Here is a 17,461-nt window from a genome sequence, read left to right as displayed (position 1 = left end):
TTATCATGAGCCATGCCGGCTATCCGAGCAGTTCTTCGGCCTGGTTGACAATGGCATCTGTGGTGAAGCCAAAATGCGCAAACAGTTGGTTGCCGGGGGCAGATTCGCCAAACGTGTTTTGTCCAATGACCCGGCCCTGTAAACCAACATATTTATACCAGTAGTCACCTTGTGCAGCCTCAATGGCGATCCGCTTGACACATGATGGCGGTAACACCTGATGGCGGTATTCTTCATCCTGGGCATCAAACAATTCAGCACAAGGCATTGAAACCAGGCGTACCTGATGGCCAGCTGATTGCAGTCTTCTGGTGGCCTCGGCAGCAATGCCTACTTCAGAGCCGGTACCAATGAGGATCAGTTCAGGGGTTTTAGCTGAGTCAATCAGGACATAACCACCGCGGTGAATGTTGTCAATTTGTTGGTCTGAACGTTCCTGGTGCTGAACATTTTGTCGGGTGAATAGCAAGCTGGTGGGGCCATTGGCGTTCTCAATGGCGTGTTGCCAGGCCACCACTGATTCTACGGCATCACAGGGTCGCCATACTGACATGTTTGGAATCATCCGCAATGTGGGGGTTTGTTCCACAGGCTGATGAGTTGGCCCGTCTTCGCCCACGCCGATGGAATCATGGGTGAACACAAAAATACTGCGGATTTTCATCAGCGCTGCCATCCTTAATGCGTTTCTGGCATAATCAGAAAACATCAGGAAAGTGGCTCCGTATGGCAACAAACCACCATGTAAAGTCATGCCATTCATGATGGCGCACATGGCAAATTCACGAACCCCATAAGACATGTAATTGCCTGAAAAATCACCGTCATTGATGGACTTGGAACCAGACCAGAACGTGTTGTTGGACGGTGTGAGATCGGCTGATCCACCAAAAAACTCGGGTAACATCGGACCAAGCCCTTCCAGTGCCAGTTTTGAAGCTTTTCTGGTGGCCATTTGTGGAGCATCTTCAGCCACCTGTTTGACATAAGCCGAGACTTTTTCTGACCAATTAGCTGGTAACTCGCCATTCATGCGACGTAAAAGCTCTGCAGCTTTGTCAGGGTATTGTTGTTGATAACGATCAAATAAAGACTGCCAGCTGGCTTCTTTTTGCTGGCCACTGTCTTTGGCGTCCCAGGCATCATAAACGGACTGAGGAATGTCAAAAGCATCCCATTGCCAATCAAGAGCCTCCCGGGTGGCTTGAATTTCTTCAACGCCCAATGGAGCACCGTGACAATCATGTGAGCCGGCTTTGTTGGGTGCGCCACTGCCGATCACGGTTTTGGCGCAAATGATGGAAGGGCGATCAGTTACTGAACGGGCTTCATTCAACGCGGCTTGAATGGCTTCCGGGTCGTGGCCATCAACATCAGCCACCACGTGCCAGCCGTATGCTGTAAAACGGCCAGGTGTGTCGTCAGTAAACCAGCCGTCAACTTCACCATCAATGGATATGTTGTTGTCGTCGTATACAGCGATCAGTTTGCCCAGCTTCAGGGTGCCAGCCAATGAGCAGGCTTCGTGTGAAATGCCTTCCATCAGGCAGCCATCTCCCAAGAACACGTATGTATGATGATCAATGACCGACAAGTCCTGTTCATTGAATTGGGTGGCGAGTAATTTTTCACTCAGGGCCATGCCTACGGCATTGGCGATGCCTTGTCCCAGTGGACCCGTGGTGGTTTCGATGCCAGGCGTATAACCGTACTCAGGATGTCCCGGAGTTTTGGCATGGAGCTGGCGAAAATTTTTCAGGTCGTCGATACTCAGGTCATAACCGGACAGGTGCAGTGCTGCATAAGGCAGCATGGACCCGTGTCCATTGGACATCACAAATCGGTCCCGGTTGATCCATTGAGGGTTGTTCGGGTTGTGGCTGAGGAAATCATTGAACAAGACCTCTGCAATATCGGCCATGCCCATGGGTGCCCCCGGGTGACCTGAGTTGGCTTGTTGTACGGCGTCCATGGCAAGGACTCTGATGGCATCGGCATTTAATTTTCTATCGGTCATGACTACACATTGATGTTGGGGGTTAAAATGAATGGAAAAAGTACATCCTCATGGGGCTGCTATTTTAGGGACTTAGCAGGTCAGGCACAATGAGTAATGGAACTAAAACCACAATTGTTGTCAGGTGCTGTGATCTATGGGCTGAATCGGTGTCTTTGGCATTCCTTGTTTAGTGTGTTTGCTCTATAATAATGAACATAATTATGAGCATTGAAACTTTGTGAGGACAATATGGCAAAAAAGAAAACATTGAAGAAATCGGCATCCACTGATAAGAAGTCAGGAAATCTGGCGGAATCCCTGGTGGGCTCGGCCAATGAAATCTGGTTGGCTGGCTTGGGTGCTTTTGCCAAAGCACAATCAGAAGGTAAAAAAATCTATGACAAATTGATTGATGAAGGTAAAGATTTTGAAAAGTTATTCAAATCTGTACCGCAAAAAGCCGTCAGTGATGTCAAAACAACAGTGACTTCAACAGTGAGTTCAGCTAAGAAGCGGGCTTCCGAGAGTTGGGATAAACTGGAAGATGTGTTTGAAAAACGCGTAGAAAAATCACTGAAAAGCCTGGGTGTGCCCACTGGTGATGAGTTGGGTGATTTGGTTGAGCGCATCGAAAGCCTGACCAAAGAAGTGTCCAAGTTGGTCAAGGACTCAGGTAAGTCAGCCGCTGCAGACATCAAAAAAGCAGGTTCTTCCATCAAACAGAATGCGGTAAAAACGGCCAAAGATGTGAAAAAAGCGGCCAGTAAAGCGTCCAAGCCTGCTGCAGCTCAAAAGAAAACGGCCAGTAAAACCACCAAAAAGAAAGTAACCAAAAAGAAAGTGGCGAAAAAACCAGTGGCGAAAAAGACTGCCAAGAAAGTCGCTAAGAAAACCACCAAAAAATAACTTGGCTGGTTACAGTTAGAAAAAACCACCCGTTGAGGGTGGTTTTTTTTTGCTCAGGAATTAGCAGCCCGGATGTTTCGCTCCAGGGCATCGAGGGACTGATTGAGGTTTTCGGTCCATTGAGCATGTTTGGTTTTTTGATCGAGGAAGGCATGAATGGTTCTGCCTTTCTCGTGCAGGTTTTTGTGATTCAGATAGATGCCATGGCGCTCCAGTACCGGGATAATCTGATCCTGCTGCGCGCGCAGGTGGTTACGGGTCAGCTGATAGGCATAATCACACAGTTGGTCACGTTTTGAATAACTGAATAAATTGGAGTTAAACAAAGTTTCATCATCGGCATCGGGCTCTGCCAAAATAATGTCAGCCTGCGGATAGAGGCTTTCATATTTATCCAGACCCGATTTCAATCGTGACTGTACAATGGAACGAAAGGTTTGTGACAGCACCAATGGCAGGCCGCCTTCGGTCAGGCCTTTTTCATTGATTTTGATGTCCCGCTCAAAAGGCACAATTGGATTAACAGCAAACAACAGTTGGGTGTCCTGTTTAAGTGCTGCTGAGGCATTCATGGTTCTGCGCAGGGCACCATCCACATAGTACTTGCCCTCAATTTTTACCGGAGAATATAAGCCGGGTAATGCAGATGAAGCCTGAACGGCTTTGGAAATGGGTATGTGGTTGTTGCTGTTGTTGCCAAAAGCGGCAATGCGCCCGCTGTTCAATTCGCAGGCCACCACATACAAATGCTTCTTCAGTTGTCGGAAATCATTGGTTTGACCATGGTCCTCTATGATGGTGCGCAGAAAGTTTTCCAGCTTTTCATTGTTGAACACGCCAGCGGGAAGGGCTTTGCCAGCCATTTCAAGCATATCGACCACACTGGTTTTAAGGGGGTGTTTAAGCCATTTAAGAATGGTTTTTGAAATCAGGTGAGGGGTTTTGGCCAGATTCAGCAAATAGTCTTTATATGCCGGTTGCAGAAAATGATCTGGATTAAATGGTGTTTCAGTGCGGTGACTGAAGACAAAAATCTTCGCCATGGTTCGCAGGTCAATGCCGTTGGCCAGCCCTGCAGCAATGAATGCACCGGCACTGACGCCCACATAAATGTCCATTTCTGTCATGTCCAGTGGCTCCAGACAATCCTCCAGTGCACACAAGGCGCCCAATTCGTAAAACCCGCCAAGTGGTCCACCCCCGGCCAGAGCCAGACCGAATTTCTGGTTGCTTTTGGTTGGGGTCTTTGCTGCTTTAACTGTTATCATGTGGCTATTATAGTCATCTGCATTGATTTCGCCATGACAGATTATTTTCTGTTCCTTGGTGCATATATTCAAACACAGGCTGTGGTTCAGTGATATGGGCTACACAACACCCAATCAGGTGACTGGTGTGTGCATCCAACCCTGCGATTTTGTGTGCGGATTATTTTGTTTGGTGTTGTATTTCTGACTTTGGTAGGAAAAAGTGACGGGTTCTGTCATCATATATTACTTGGTATTCAACGCGCCAAAGTCTTAGAATAAACGCTCACAAGGAACTGCAGGAGAGTCAGATGATAAAAGTTTTACTGGTTGATGATCATGACATTGTCAGAACAGGTATCAGGATGGTATTAGAGCAAATGTCTGGTATCAGCATAGTGGGTGAATGTCAGGATGGTTATGATGCCCTCGAGCAGGTTAAATCAAGCAAGCCTGATGTGGTGTTGTTGGACGTCAATATGCCCCGCATGAGTGGACTGGAGGCGACCCGGAAAATCACTGATTTAGATCCTTATGTGAGGATCATCATTCTCACCATTCATGCCGATAACCCATATCCCCGACAGCTGCTGGATGCCGGTGCTCAGGGTTACCTGACCAAAGGCTGTGCAGCTGAAGAACTGGAAGCCGCGATCAGGAAAGTGTATGCCGGTCAGAAATACGTGGGTGCTGACATTGCCCAGCAAATGGCATTGTCCATGTTGCCCGGAGGGGCCAAAGATTCTCCGTTTGATGCATTGACCAATCGCGAAATGGAAGTCATGATGCTGTTGGTAAGGGGTAAAAAGGCCAAGGAAATCGGTCATATGTTGGGGCTTAATGACAAGACGGTGGCCACTTACAAATACCGTATTCTGGAAAAATTGGATATACAGAATGAGGTAAAATTAACCCACATGGCCATCAGGCATGGCATTTTGGAAGGCGATGAAATTGGCCTGATGAAGTCCTGATGACCCGTTTAACAGTCTGATTGGTACCCTGCGGTGTCTTTCTGCCGATCCTGGGCGAAAAAACAGTAAAAAAGCCGAATTATTACTGTTATCTGAAGGTGTTTTCCTATAAAATTGCCCGTCTTTTTTAGCGCCCTGAGTTTTTAGAGGTAAATTATGGTTAAAGTTAAATTAGTCAGGCATGGCGCGAAGCGTTCGCCTTTCTATAAAGTTGTGGCGACTGATTCGCGCAATGCCGGTGATGGTAAAGCACTGGAAAGGTTGGGATTCTTCAACCCAATGGCACGAGGCCAGGAAGTCAGATTGAATTTGAACGTTGAGCGAATCAATCATTGGGTCAGCCAAGGTGCACAGTTGTCTGAGCGCGTTGGTAGTTTGATGAAGGAAGCTCAGAAAACAGCCTGAATCCAGTGACTGACGAATTGATCGCTGTTGGCAAGGTCACCGGTCATTTTGGTGTAAGGGGTTGGCTTAAGGTGTATTCTTTCACCCAGCCCATGGAAAACATTGCCAACTACCCGCAATGGTATGTGGGTGGGGAAGTCATCAAAGGAATTAAAGCCAAAAGACATGGTAAAACCATGGTTGCTTACTTCAAAGGGTGTGATAACCGGGCGAAGTCGCAGCCTTATATCGGTCAGGAAATCTGTATTTCTGCTGCTGATCTTGATCAGTTGCCTGATGGTGAATACTACTGGATGCAACTGATTGGTTTGCAAGTGATTGATCAACATGGTCAGCAACTGGGGACTGTACAGTCTTTGTTTGAAACCGGTGCCAACGATGTGTTGGTGGTGAAAGATGAAGCAGGTCAGGAACACTTACTGCCATATGAAATGGAAAATACGGTCAAAGAGATCAATCTTGAAGCCGGAACCATGATCGTCGACTGGCAGGCGGACAGTGCTTAATGCACTTCAATGTCATTACATTGTTTCCGCAAATGGTACAGCAAGCCCTCAGTTACGGGGTGATAGGGAAAGCCATTGAGGCTGGACTGCTGACATTGAGTTGTTATAATCCGCGCGATTATGCTGAGAACAAGCACAATCGGGTGGATGATAAGCCATTTGGTGGTGGCTCAGGAATGGTCATGATGTATGACCCTTTGTTGAGGGCCCTGGATTCAGTGAAACAAAGTGGCGAAGTGGGTCCGGTGGTTTTTATGTCACCACAGGGGCAGCCAATGAAGCAAGCCGATTGCAACCGCTGGGCTTCGAAGGGCACGTTGACGCTGTTGTGTGGCCGCTATGAGGGCGTAGATCAGCGTTTTATCGAGCGGCATGTTGACGAAGAAATGTCCATTGGTGATTATGTCATCAGTGGAGGAGAAATGGCCGCTTGTGTGGCCATCGACGCTGTTGGGCGTCAAGTTGAAGGAGTATTGGGTTCTGATGAATCTGCAACAACAGACTCTTTCATGGGAGGAGTGCTCGGATATCCGCAGTACACCCGCTCAGAAATTTTGGGACAAACAGGTGTCCCGGATGTTTTGTTAAGTGGTCATCATAAGGCCATACAACAGTGGCGTGAAGAACAGTCATTGTCTCTGACGAAGCGACGAAGACCTGATTTATTGGAAGGCACCTCTGAGGGCTGAAACAGCCACTCATGTACCCGGAAAGAATGAATGATTACAGAGAATAAATCATGAGTGACATTATTAAACAAATAGAAGCTGCTCAATTGCGCAGTGATTTGCCTGCTTTCAGCCCCGGTGATACCGTGGTTGTTGGTGTTAAAGTGATCGACGGAAGCCGTGAACGTGTACAGAATTTTGAAGGTGTGGTTATCGCCATCAAAAACCGCGGTCTGAATTCTGCCTTTACCGTACGTAAGATTTCTTATGGTGAAGGTGTTGAGCGTGTGTTTCAGACACACAGCCCAATGATCGACAGTGTGACAGTGAAGCGACGTGGTAAAGTCCGTCGTGCCAAGCTTTATTACCTGCGTGGCAGAGAAGGTAAAGCAGCACGTATCACTGAAAAACTGGATACCAAGAAATAATCACTGAATAAGAGAGAATAATTATGTCTAGAGTTTGCCAGGTAACTGGAAAGAAAACAGTGTTTGGGAATAATGTTTCACACGCTATGAACAAAACACGCAGAAGGTATTTGCCCAACTTGCAGTCTCACCGTTTTTGGGTTGAGAGCGAAAACAAATGGGTTAAATTAAGGGTCTCAGCCAAAGGCATGAGAATCATTGATAAAAAAGGCATTGATGCGGTATTGGCAGAAATGCGTCATCGTGGTGAGAAGGTGTAATCATGAGTAACAGCAAAAGAGATAAGATCAAGTTGGTTTCAAGTGCTGGCACCGGCCATTACTACACCACTGATAAAAACAAGAAAAACACGCCAGACAAAATGGAAATGAAAAAATACGATCCGGTTGTCAGAAAACACGTGATTTATAACGAGAAAAAGATCAAGTAAATTGGTCAATGTGGCATGACTGGCAATTGCTGGTTATGTAAATGTCAGTCAGGAACAGAGTTTACAACTGGGTGCTCGCCTCAAATCGGTGGGTTGTTGTGATTGTTTCTGGCTTTGAAATAACCCTAAATACAGGAAAATATAATGGCAAAAGTCAATATCAAACAGCTGCTGGAAGCTGGTGCTCACTTCGGGCACAATACCAGATACTGGAACCCCAAAATGGCCCCTTACATCTTTGGTGCCAAAAACAAGATCCACATCATCGACCTGCGTAAAACCGAAGAGTTGATGAATGATGCAATGAACTTCATGGGTAAAATCGCCTCTCGTCGTGGCAAAGTAATGTTTGTTGGTACCAAGCGTGCAGCTTCCAAAACTGTTAAGGAAGAAGCGCAACGTTGTGGCATGCCTTTTGTCTCACACCGTTGGTTGGGTGGCATGTTGACCAACTTCAAAACAGTTCGTGCATCCATCAGTCGTCTGAAGGACATCGAAGCGATGCAGGAAGACGGTCGCATTGAGCGCTTTGTTAAAAAAGAACAGTTGGAAATGGAACGTGAGCGTGTCAAATTGGAAAAAACCCTTGGCGGTATCAAGGACATGAAGGGTTTGCCGGATGCTTTGTTCATTCTCGACACCCGGTATGAGTCAATTGCCATTAATGAAGCCAAAAAATTGGGTATTCCGGTGGTTGCTGTGGTCGATACCAACAACAACTTCAATGACGTGGATTACGTGATCCCTGCCAACGATGATGCGATGAAAGCATTGCGTTTGTACACTGCCACTGCGGCTGACTCGATTCTGGAAGGTAAAGCTGCCATGCAAATCGAAGTCAAAGAAGAAAAGCCTGCCAAGGCCAAAAAAGCGGCACCTCCAAAAGAGGAAGTGACTGAAGAGCCTGTGGTTGAAGAAAAGGTGGCTGAAGAGAAAGTTGAAGCAGTGGTTGAGGAGCCTAAAGCTGAAGAGCAAGACGACGAGAAAAAGACCACCAAGAAAACCACCAAAAAGAAAACCACCAAAAAGAAAACCACCAAGAAAAAAACAACGAAGAAAAAAGTAGTTAAGAAAACCGAAGAATAAAATTTCGGTACATGTCAAAAACCAAAGTCCGGTCCTTGTAAAGGGGCCGGACTATTTTCACATATTGAACGAGGAAAAAACGATGAGCATTACAGCTTCTATGGTTAAAGAATTACGGGAAATCACCGGCGCCGGAATGATGGAATGTAAAAAAGCATTGGTTGAAACCGATGGCAATTTGGAAGTAGCAATTGAAAATCTGAGAAAATCAGGTGCTGCTAAAGCGGCCAAAAAATCAGGTCGAGTGGCTGCCGATGGCATCATCAAAATTGCAGTTTCAGATGACAACACAACTGCCGTAATGGTGGAAGTCAACTGTGAGACTGACTTTGTGGCCAAAGATGAAAACTTCCTGGCTTTTGCGGATCTGGTGCTGGCCACCACATTGCAACACAAAGCCTCTGATGTTGAGTCTGTCATGAATGCCGAAGTGGATGGTAAAACCCTCGAGCAATCAAGAACTGATCTGGTGGCCAAAATTGGTGAAAATGTTCAATTGCGACGTGTTCAGCTGATCACTGCTGCTGATGGTGGTCAAGTGGGTGCCTATTCTCATGGTAAAAACATTGGTGTGGTTGTGTCTGTTACCGGTGGTGATGATGAGTTGGTTAAAGACCTGGCTATGCATGTGGCTGCTGCCAATCCTGAATATGTTGCTGAAGAGCAGGTTCCTGCAGAGCAACTGGAAAAAGAAAAAGAAATCCTCATTGCCCAGGCGCAGGATTCTGGTAAACCAGCTGAAATCATTGAAAAAATGGTTGGTGGACGAATCAGAAAATACCTGGCTGAGATCACTTTGAAAGGTCAGCAGTTTGTCAAAGACCCTGACATGAGCGTAGAGAAATTATTAAGTGCCAAAAACGCAGATGTGGTAGAATTTGTGCGTTTTGAAGTTGGCGAAGGTATCGAAAAGAAAGAAGATAACTTTGTCGAGGAAGTAATGGCACAAGCTCGTGGAAATTGATTCACTGAAATATAAAAGAATACTGCTGAAACTCAGCGGTGAAGCATTGATGGGCTCTGAGGACTATGGAATAGATCCTCAGGTCATCAATCGCATATCACAAGAAATCGCCCAGGTTCATGCCCTGGGCGTTCAAATTGGCATCGTGATCGGAGGTGGTAACATTTTCCGCGGTGCCGGTTTGAGTAAATCCGGTATCGATCGGGTCACTGGCGATCATATGGGTATGCTGGCTACGGTGATGAACTCACTGGCATTACAAAACGCCCTGGAAAAACAAGGCATCAAAGTCAGGGTCATGTCAGCCATTGGCATCCACGAGGTTTGTGAAGATTACATCCGCAGACGTGCCATACGTCATTTACAAAAAGGCAACATCACCGTCTTTGCTGCTGGCATCGGCAATCCATTTTTCACCACCGATTCAGCCGCCAGCCTCCGGGCCATCGAAATCAATGCAGACATTGTTTTGAAGGCGACCAAAGTTGATGGCATTTATTCTGCTGATCCGGTGACTGATCCCAACGCTTTCAAATACGATCACCTCACATACGATGAAGTGATTGAAAAGAAACTAGCGGTGATGGATACCTCAGCTGTGGTGTTGTGCCGAGATCGGAAAATGCCGATTCAGATATTTAACATGAACCAGGAAGGCGCCCTGATGGACATCGTCAAGGGTAGCAACATTGGAACCATTGTCACTGCTTAATCAGGAGATACATGATGATAGAAGACATTATCAAAGAAGCCAATCAACGCATGAGTAAAACCATTGAAGCATTGCACAATGAGTTGAAAGGTGTCAGAACCGGTCGTGCCAACACCAGTCTGCTGGATGGCATTATGGTTGATTACTATGGTTCGCCTTCGGCATTGAACCAGGTGGCCAATGTGGCTGTACAGGATTCAAGGACATTGACTGTAACCCCATGGGAAAAAACCATGATTGCACCGATTGAAAAGGCCATCATGTCATCAAACCTTGGCCTGAATCCAGTCAGTGCTGGCATGGTGATCAGAATACCTCTGCCACCATTGACCGAAGAGCGCAGAAAAGATCTGGTGAAACTGGTTGGACAAATTGCAGAAAACAGCAAAATTGCCATCCGAAACATCAGGCGTGATGCCAATACACAATTGAAAAGCCTGCTCAATGACAAAGAAATCACTGAAGACGATTTGCATGGGTCAGAAAAGCGGGTGCAGGATGTCACCGATAAATTTGTCAATCAGGTCGATGACGTGATCGCTGACAAAGAAAAAGAACTGATGGAAATCTGAAAGCCGGCGCTCACTGATAATGACTTTAAAGCACATCGCCATAATCATGGATGGAAACGGGCGATGGGCAACCCGGCGTAAACGGCCGCGCACCTTTGGTCATCAGGCTGGGGTCAAGTCTGTCAGGGCAGTGATTGAAACCTGTGTTGAACAACAGGTACCTCACCTGACTTTGTTTGCCTTCAGCAGTGAAAACTGGTCAAGACCACCCAAAGAAGTACAGCGCCTGATGGAGTTGTTCATGCGTTCCCTGAAAAAGGAGACGCCCGAATTGCTGGCTCAGGGTGTGCAACAACAATTCATTGGCGATCTGTCAAAATTCTCCGATTCCTTACAAAATAAAATGCACGAGGTTGCTGCATTACAGCCTGCTGAGCAAAAGCTGACCCTCAACATTGCTGTCAATTACGGGGGCAAATGGGACATTTGCCAGGCCGCCAGGCAAATGTGTCTTGAAGTAGCCAATGGGGATATTCATCCGCATGACATCAGTGAAGTGCAATTCAATCATTACTTGAGCCTGGGTGATCAACCTGCTGTAGACTTGCTCATCAGAACCGGAGGTGAGCAGCGGATTTCCAATTTCCTGCTGTGGCAAATTGCCTATGCGGAATTGTTTTTCGTTGACACCCTGTGGCCCGATTTCAAACACGATGAATTGCGCAATCTGATCAGTCAATACAAATTAAGAGAACGCCGTTTCGGCCAAACCAGTGAACAAATCAATGCTTAAACAACGCATCATTACAGCCCTTTTATTGGCGCCGGTTTTATTGGCCATTGTGATTTATGGAACAGCCTTGTGGATGGCTGTATTGGTAGCCGTTATTCAGGTGGCTGCAACCTGGGAATGGCTGAAGATCAATCAACTGAAATCGCCACTGGCTTTTCTCAATGCAGTGATGATAACGATCCTGACATTATGGCTTTATCACCAGAATTTACTGGCTTTGCAACCCCTGATCATCACTTATGTGGTGATCTGGTTATTGGCTTTATTGTGGTTGCTTAATTACCGTTGGGGACAGGCCAACTCCACCGCGGATGTCTTGATTAAAGGCATTCTTGGAGTGATTGCCATCATGATCTTTGCCATCAGTTTACTGGCCTTGCATGCCCGTGAATCCGGTCAGTGGTGGACCCTGTCAGTTTTCATTCTTATTTGGGTTGCTGACATTGGAGCTTACGTCAGTGGTAAGACCCTGGGTAAACATAAGCTGGCGATCAACATCAGCCCGGGGAAAACCTGGGAAGGAGTCATCGGGGCTCAACTGTTTGTGGCCATCTATGCGTTGGTCTTGAGTCAACTGATGAATCTGCCCTGGTGGTCAACCATGCTGGCAATGATGGTGATTGCCCTGTTCTCAGTGGTAGGAGACCTCACTGCCAGTCTGGGTAAACGCCAGGCCGGGGTCAAAGACAGTTCAGGTTTATTGCCCGGTCATGGCGGATTCATTGATCGCTTTGACAGCCTGATAGCGGCTGCGCCTTTGTTTCATTATGCCCTGAGCTGGTTATGAAACAACTGGCGGTATTGGGTGCCACCGGTTCCATCGGTGATTCCACCCTGGCAATCATCAGAAAACACCCTGAAAAATTCAAGGTATTTGCCTTATCCGGGCACAACAATGCAACCAAATTGATCCGCCTGGCTTTGGAGTTCCGGCCAGCTGTGGTCTGTGTCACCAGTGAATCGGCGTACCCAGAAGTTCAGCAGGGGCTAACAGCCAGCGGAATTGAGGTCACGATGGGTCATGAGGCGCTGAACCAACTGGTTAATGAATCCGTGGTTGACATGGTGGTGGCCGGTATTGTCGGCAACGCTGGCATGTCCTCTGTCATGGCAGCTGTGGATGCAGGAAAAACCCTGTTGCTGGCAAACAAGGAGTCGATTGTCTCGGCAGGTGAACTGGTGATGCCAAGAGCCCGCGAAAAAGGCGCACGTATCATACCGCTTGACAGCGAACACAATGCCATATATCAGTGTCTTGGTACATCTTATCAGGTGGGCGAACGCCCTGTTGGTGTGGCCAGCATCACACTGACTGCCTCAGGTGGTCCATTCTGGGAAAAACCGTTAGCTGAATTTGCCAGCATCACTCCAGAACAGGCAGTGGCGCATCCACGTTGGGACATGGGCGCGAAAATTTCTGTTGATTCGGCCACATTGATGAATAAAGGGTTGGAAGTGATTGAGGCCCATTGGTTATTCAACATGCCGGAAACAGAGATCGGTGTTATGGTGCACCCACAAAGCATCATTCATTCGATGGTCAACTATCTGGATGGGTCGGTGTTGGCACAGTTGGGCGATCCGGACATGCAAATACCCATTTCATTTGGTCTGGGGCTTGGTCAGCGCATCACCAACAATGCCAGTTTTCTCGACTTACTCAGTGTTGGTCAGCTGCAGTTCACTGCTGCTGATGACCACAAGTTTCCATGCCTTGATCTGGCCAGACAAGCGATTCGTCATGGCGGCACTGCCGCTGCCATCCTGAATGCCGCCAATGAAGTGACGGTAAAAGCATTCTTGAATCACCAGATTGGCTTTCTGCAAATTCCTGAAATGAATGATAAAATACTGAATTCTTTACCCATAGAAGCGGTCGAATCCATGGCTCAGCTGAGTGAACTGGACCGCCGGGTCAGGGTACTGACACAACAACTCATTAAACAAGCGAATTAATTTCAATGGAAACCTTATTTGGCAGTATTTTCTGGCTCATCATCACCCTTGGGGTATTGGTCACTTTTCATGAACTGGGGCATTTCTGGATGGCCCGGCTGTTCAAAGTCAGGGTGTTGCGGTTCTGCGTCGGTTTTGGCAAACCCATTTGGTCACGTTATGATAAGCAAGGCACCGAAATTGCGGTGGCCCCCATCCCATTGGGTGGCTATGTCAAAATGCTTGATGTGCGTGATTGTGATGTGCCAGCTGAAGAGCTGGACCAAACTTTCAATCATAAGCCAATCTGGCAAAGATTCCTGATCATGGTTGCCGGGCCGGCATTTAATTTTATCCTGGCCTTTGCATTGTACTGGCTGATGTTTGTGGTTGGAAAAAATGAAATCCACCCGACCATAGATGAACCCACAGCTTTGATGGCTGAAGCTGGATTTGCCGGCAAAGACCAGTTGTTGAGTATTGATGGAGAAGACATCAGAACCTGGTCTGATGTGTCGTTACAGTTGATCACTGCTGGCATTGACCGGCGAGATGTAACGGTTGAAGTCAGGACTGCAACAGGTACTCAGTTGAACAGAACACTTTACTTGTCCAGAGTCCCTGAATGGGTTCCCGAAGAAAAGTTGATCGATCACATTGGATTGAAAGCTTACACCATTCCGGTTCCGGCCATCATGGATGAACTGGAAGCAGGGTTGCCGGCAGCCAAAGCGGGTTTACAACAGGGAGACGAGATCACCGCCATCAATGGACAAGCGGTGACCGACTGGTATGATGTGACAGACATCATAGGGGCCATCAAAACAGGGCCGATCAATGTGGAGTTTCTGAGAAACGGACTACCTCAGCAAGTGCAGGTGCCGGCATTGATGACCGACCCGGATGACAGCAGTCGTAAGATTCTGGGTGTCCGGTCGCAACCTCCGGCCGAAGCTGATCTGAATTACTACCGTGGTTTATTTTTTAACTTGTCCTATGGTCCGCTTGAGTCGGTGACACAGGCTTTTGGGCAGGTGGGGAAAATCACCAGCAAATCACTTGAAATGATGTGGAAGCTGGTAACCGGCAAGGCCTCATTGAAAAACCTGTCAGGCCCGATTACCATCGCTCAGGTGGCCAATGATTCGGCTTCACGGGGGTTTTCCTGGTACTTGTCATTTTTGGCTTTGGTTAGCTTGAGTCTGGGAATCATTAACCTGTTACCAATACCGATGCTGGATGGTGGTCAAATGTTGTTTCTGCTGTTTGAGAAAATCAAGGGTTCACCCCTCAGCGAACAATTCGAGATGAAGGCCCAATTCATTGGAATGTTTCTGCTATTTTCTTTGATGTCTTTAGCTTTTTATAACGACATTTTAAGGTCAGTGACTTAAAATACAAAAAAATATTAAAATCAAAACCTATGCGAAATATCATTTTACTTTTGCTGTTTTTATCGTTTCAGGTAAAGGCATTGGATCCATTTGCGGTCAGCGACATCAGAATTCTGGGTGCGGACAGAATTTCTCATGGCACCATATTTTCTTACCTGCCGATTGAACGCGGTGACACGGTTGATGCGGCCAGTATCCGCTCGGCGATTGAAAGTGTGTTTTCGACCGGCTATTTTCATGATGTAAAAATGTTGCGAGAAGGTGATGTGTTGATTGTCCAGGTCGATGAGCGGCCGGCCATTGCCACCATTCGCATTGATGGTAATAAAAGCATTAAAACCGAAGAGTTGATGCAGGGTTTGAACAGCATCGGATTGTCTGAAGGTGAAGTGTTTGATCAGTTGGAACTGGAGCGGGTTAAAAATGAGCTGGTTAATCAGTTTTTTTCGCGGGGCAAATACAACGTTGAAATTGATACCAATGTTCAGGAGCTGGACCGAAACAGGGTTTTGGTTAACATCAACATTGATGAGGGCAAGTCAGCCAAAATCAAACACATTAAAATCGTAGGCAACACGGTTTTTACTGACGAAGAATTGATAGAAGCATTTGAATCTGATACCACCAACTGGCTTTCATGGTATTCGCAGGATGATCAATATTCCAAAGAAAAACTCAATGGAGATCTGGAAAAACTGAAATCCTATTACATGGACCGTGGGTATGTGAACGCCGAAGTTGAGTCGGTCCAAGTCACCATCAGTAACGACAAGAAAGACATCTACATCACCGCCAACATTCAGGAGGGTGATCAGTTTAAATTTGGTAAACAGGAACTGACCGGGAACCTGATTTATGACAAATCGATCATGCAACAATACCTGCTGACCACCGAAGGTCAGGTGTTTGCTCAAAACTACATTGAAATGACCAACAACACCCTGAAGGCGGTGCTGGCCAATCGGGGTTATGCTTTTGCTGAAATTCAACCGGTGACACAGATCAATGAAGAAGAAAAAACAGTTGATGTGACTTTCTTTGTGTTACCAGGTAAAAAAGTGTATGTTCGCAGGATCAACTTCATAGGAAACACCAAAACCAAAGACGAAGTCCTGCGCAGGGAAATGCGCCAGTTTGAAGGCGCCTGGTTCTCGCAGGCATTGATCGACCGCTCCAAACTGCGGTTGCAACAAAAGCCATATTTTGAAGAAGTTGAAATCGAAACTGAACAGGTCCCCGGTACAGAGGATCAAATCGATGTCAACGTGACAGTCAAGGAACGAAATTCAGGACAGTTTACATTTGGTCTGGGTTATTCACAGCTCAGTGGTTTGAATTTCTCGACCAGTGTGTCACTGCAAAACCTGTTGGGCAGTGGTAACACCTTATCCGTGGCGGTGAATACATCGGACTTCTACAAACGATTGAATTTGTTGTATGAAAACCCTTACTTCACTGATGACGGGATTTCATTGGGTTACAGCATGAATTTCACCAACATTGATCAGGGAGATGCCAACATTGCGCAGTACAACTCAACCAATGGCGCACTGGGTGTACAGGCGAGCTTCCCGATCACAGAGTTTGACCGGATTTATACCAACTTTTCATATGAGCGCATTTCATTGCGTGCCAATGAAGGCTTCACAGCCGATGCCATTGTTGATGATCTGATTGCCCTGGGCGGTTATGCCTATTCGTGTCAGGCGATTGTCCGTCCCGAAGATGACACCACCTTACCAGACCTGACCGGACAATGTTATCCGGATGGCAGCATCCCACCAGCCACCGGGGTGGAAGGTGAACTGATCAACATTCCGTTCCAGTACCGCCGGGCGTTCACCCTGTACAAAGCCGAGGCCAGATGGGCAAGAGACAGTCGGAACCGCTATTTTAATCCAACCCGGGGTGCTTATCACTCGATTGGTTTTGAAGCCTCTTTACCCAGCAGTACAGCTGAGTTTTACAAGATTAACCTGAAAGAAAATATCCTCTTCCCTCTGACCGATAAACTGACTTTATCATTGCGTGGTGAAATTGGTTACGGCGATGGTTATGGCGACTCCTCCGGTTTACCGTTTTTTGAAAACTTCTTTGCCGGTGGGGTGAATTCAGTGCGTGGGTATGATGACAATACCCTGGGGCCCAAGTCACTGGTTGGTGGTGTTCGTGAGGAAGAAATTGATTTTCCAACCACGTCCCGCTCAGGTGATCCAATTGGTGGTTCACTGAAAGTGGTGGGCTCGGCTGAAGTCATCTTTCCTACGCCATTTGCCAAAGACAGCAGCAACGCTGCCAGGTTGGCCTGGTTTGTTGATGTGGGCAACGTGTTTGATGACATTGATTCTTTCGAAGCCAGAGAACTCAGGATGTCTACCGGTTTTGCCCTTAAATGGCAGGCTCCGGTTGGTCCCATTGTGATCTCTTATGCATTACCATTTAATAACGATCGCCTTGATCGCACAGAGCGGTTACAATTTACCTTTGGTAACACTTTTTAAT

The 17,461-nt window shown here is 46.9% G+C and carries 19 protein-coding genes; 17 read left to right on the top strand and 2 right to left on the bottom strand.

All coding sequences use genetic code 11. The features are described from left to right. Positions 1-19 precede the first annotated feature (19 nt). Positions 20-2,017, bottom strand: coding sequence for a transketolase (tkt, locus tag B0475_RS06845; RefSeq protein ID WP_077411034.1), 1,998 nt, complete (start codon positions 2,015-2,017; stop codon positions 20-22). A 231-nt stretch (positions 2,018-2,248) separates the two neighbouring features. On the opposite strand from tkt, the gene B0475_RS06840 reads away from it, so the two are divergent. After that, a complete protein-coding gene (locus B0475_RS06840) occupies positions 2,249-2,905 on the top strand; it encodes a phasin family protein (protein WP_077411032.1) in 657 nt (218 codons plus the stop codon). A gap of 53 nt (positions 2,906-2,958) precedes the next feature. Here B0475_RS06840 and B0475_RS06835 read toward each other — a convergent pair whose 3' ends face one another. Continuing rightward, positions 2,959-4,173, bottom strand: coding sequence for a patatin-like phospholipase family protein (locus B0475_RS06835; RefSeq protein WP_077411031.1), 1,215 nt, complete (start codon positions 4,171-4,173; stop codon positions 2,959-2,961). 290 nt (positions 4,174-4,463) lie between these two features. Here B0475_RS06835 and B0475_RS06830 point away from each other — a divergent pair, with 290 nt between their 5' ends. From B0475_RS06830 to bamA, 16 genes are all read left to right on the top strand, one after another. Continuing rightward, positions 4,464-5,126 (top strand): response regulator, encoded by a 663-nt coding sequence (locus B0475_RS06830; protein ID WP_077411030.1) that lies wholly within the window; start codon positions 4,464-4,466, stop codon positions 5,124-5,126. A gap of 156 nt (positions 5,127-5,282) precedes the next feature. Continuing rightward, positions 5,283-5,531 carry a 30S ribosomal protein S16 gene (gene rpsP / locus B0475_RS06825; RefSeq protein ID WP_077411026.1) on the top strand — a complete coding sequence of 83 codons (249 nt, stop codon included), beginning with the start codon at positions 5,283-5,285 and terminating at the stop codon, positions 5,529-5,531. Between the two features lie 5 nt (positions 5,532-5,536). Continuing rightward, complete coding sequence (gene rimM, locus B0475_RS06820; protein ID WP_198538155.1) at positions 5,537-6,037, top strand: ribosome maturation factor RimM; 501 nt, start codon at positions 5,537-5,539, stop codon at positions 6,035-6,037. Then, positions 6,037-6,726 carry a tRNA (guanosine(37)-N1)-methyltransferase TrmD gene (trmD, locus tag B0475_RS06815; RefSeq protein WP_077411024.1) on the top strand — a complete coding sequence of 230 codons (690 nt, stop codon included), beginning with the start codon at positions 6,037-6,039 and terminating at the stop codon, positions 6,724-6,726. Before rimM ends, trmD begins: the two co-directional genes overlap by 1 nt. Positions 6,727-6,776: 50 nt before the next feature. Next, entirely contained in the window at positions 6,777-7,133 is a 357-nt protein-coding gene (gene rplS / locus B0475_RS06810; RefSeq protein WP_077411023.1) for a 50S ribosomal protein L19, read from the top strand. 23 nt (positions 7,134-7,156) lie between these two features. Beyond that, positions 7,157-7,393 (top strand): 50S ribosomal protein L28, encoded by a 237-nt coding sequence (gene rpmB, locus B0475_RS06805; RefSeq protein ID WP_077411019.1) that lies wholly within the window; start codon positions 7,157-7,159, stop codon positions 7,391-7,393. A gap of 2 nt (positions 7,394-7,395) precedes the next feature. Further along, positions 7,396-7,563: a 50S ribosomal protein L33 gene (gene rpmG / locus B0475_RS06800; RefSeq protein WP_077411018.1), complete on the top strand. Its 168-nt coding sequence runs from the start codon at positions 7,396-7,398 to the stop codon at positions 7,561-7,563. 144 nt (positions 7,564-7,707) lie between these two features. Next, on the top strand, positions 7,708-8,649 hold the full coding sequence (rpsB, locus tag B0475_RS06795) for a 30S ribosomal protein S2 (protein WP_077411017.1): 942 nt from the start codon (positions 7,708-7,710) through the stop codon (positions 8,647-8,649). 82 nt (positions 8,650-8,731) lie between these two features. Then, a complete protein-coding gene (gene tsf, locus B0475_RS06790) occupies positions 8,732-9,613 on the top strand; it encodes a translation elongation factor Ts (protein ID WP_077411016.1) in 882 nt (293 codons plus the stop codon). Next, a complete protein-coding gene (gene pyrH / locus B0475_RS06785; RefSeq protein ID WP_077411284.1) occupies positions 9,609-10,325 on the top strand; it encodes a UMP kinase in 717 nt (238 codons plus the stop codon). Before tsf ends, pyrH begins: the two co-directional genes overlap by 5 nt. A gap of 14 nt (positions 10,326-10,339) precedes the next feature. Continuing rightward, positions 10,340-10,897 carry a ribosome recycling factor gene (gene frr, locus B0475_RS06780; RefSeq protein ID WP_077411283.1) on the top strand — a complete coding sequence of 186 codons (558 nt, stop codon included), beginning with the start codon at positions 10,340-10,342 and terminating at the stop codon, positions 10,895-10,897. A 19-nt stretch (positions 10,898-10,916) separates the two neighbouring features. Further along, complete coding sequence (gene uppS / locus B0475_RS06775; protein WP_077411014.1) at positions 10,917-11,630, top strand: polyprenyl diphosphate synthase; 714 nt, start codon at positions 10,917-10,919, stop codon at positions 11,628-11,630. After that, positions 11,623-12,417: a phosphatidate cytidylyltransferase gene (locus tag B0475_RS06770; RefSeq protein WP_077411013.1), complete on the top strand. Its 795-nt coding sequence runs from the start codon at positions 11,623-11,625 to the stop codon at positions 12,415-12,417. Before uppS ends, B0475_RS06770 begins: the two co-directional genes overlap by 8 nt. Further along, positions 12,414-13,586, top strand: a complete 1,173-nt coding sequence (gene dxr / locus B0475_RS06765) for a 1-deoxy-D-xylulose-5-phosphate reductoisomerase (RefSeq protein WP_077411012.1) — start codon at positions 12,414-12,416, stop codon at positions 13,584-13,586. Before B0475_RS06770 ends, dxr begins: the two co-directional genes overlap by 4 nt. A gap of 5 nt (positions 13,587-13,591) precedes the next feature. Further along, the gene (rseP, locus tag B0475_RS06760; protein ID WP_077411011.1) at positions 13,592-14,959 is read left to right on the top strand and encodes an RIP metalloprotease RseP; all 1,368 of its coding nucleotides are present in this window, start codon (positions 13,592-13,594) and stop codon (positions 14,957-14,959) included. A 29-nt stretch (positions 14,960-14,988) separates the two neighbouring features. Continuing rightward, positions 14,989-17,460 (top strand): outer membrane protein assembly factor BamA, encoded by a 2,472-nt coding sequence (bamA, locus tag B0475_RS06755; RefSeq protein WP_077411010.1) that lies wholly within the window; start codon positions 14,989-14,991, stop codon positions 17,458-17,460. The last annotated feature ends 1 nt before the right edge of the window (position 17,461 follow it).

The sequence above is a fragment of the Marinicella sediminis genome, from assembly GCF_002000055.1.
GTDB lineage: Bacteria > Pseudomonadota > Gammaproteobacteria > Xanthomonadales > Marinicellaceae > Marinicella > Marinicella sediminis.
The sequence above is the reverse complement of the archived record's forward strand: the minus strand, read 5'-3'. Positions and strand labels throughout refer to the sequence as shown.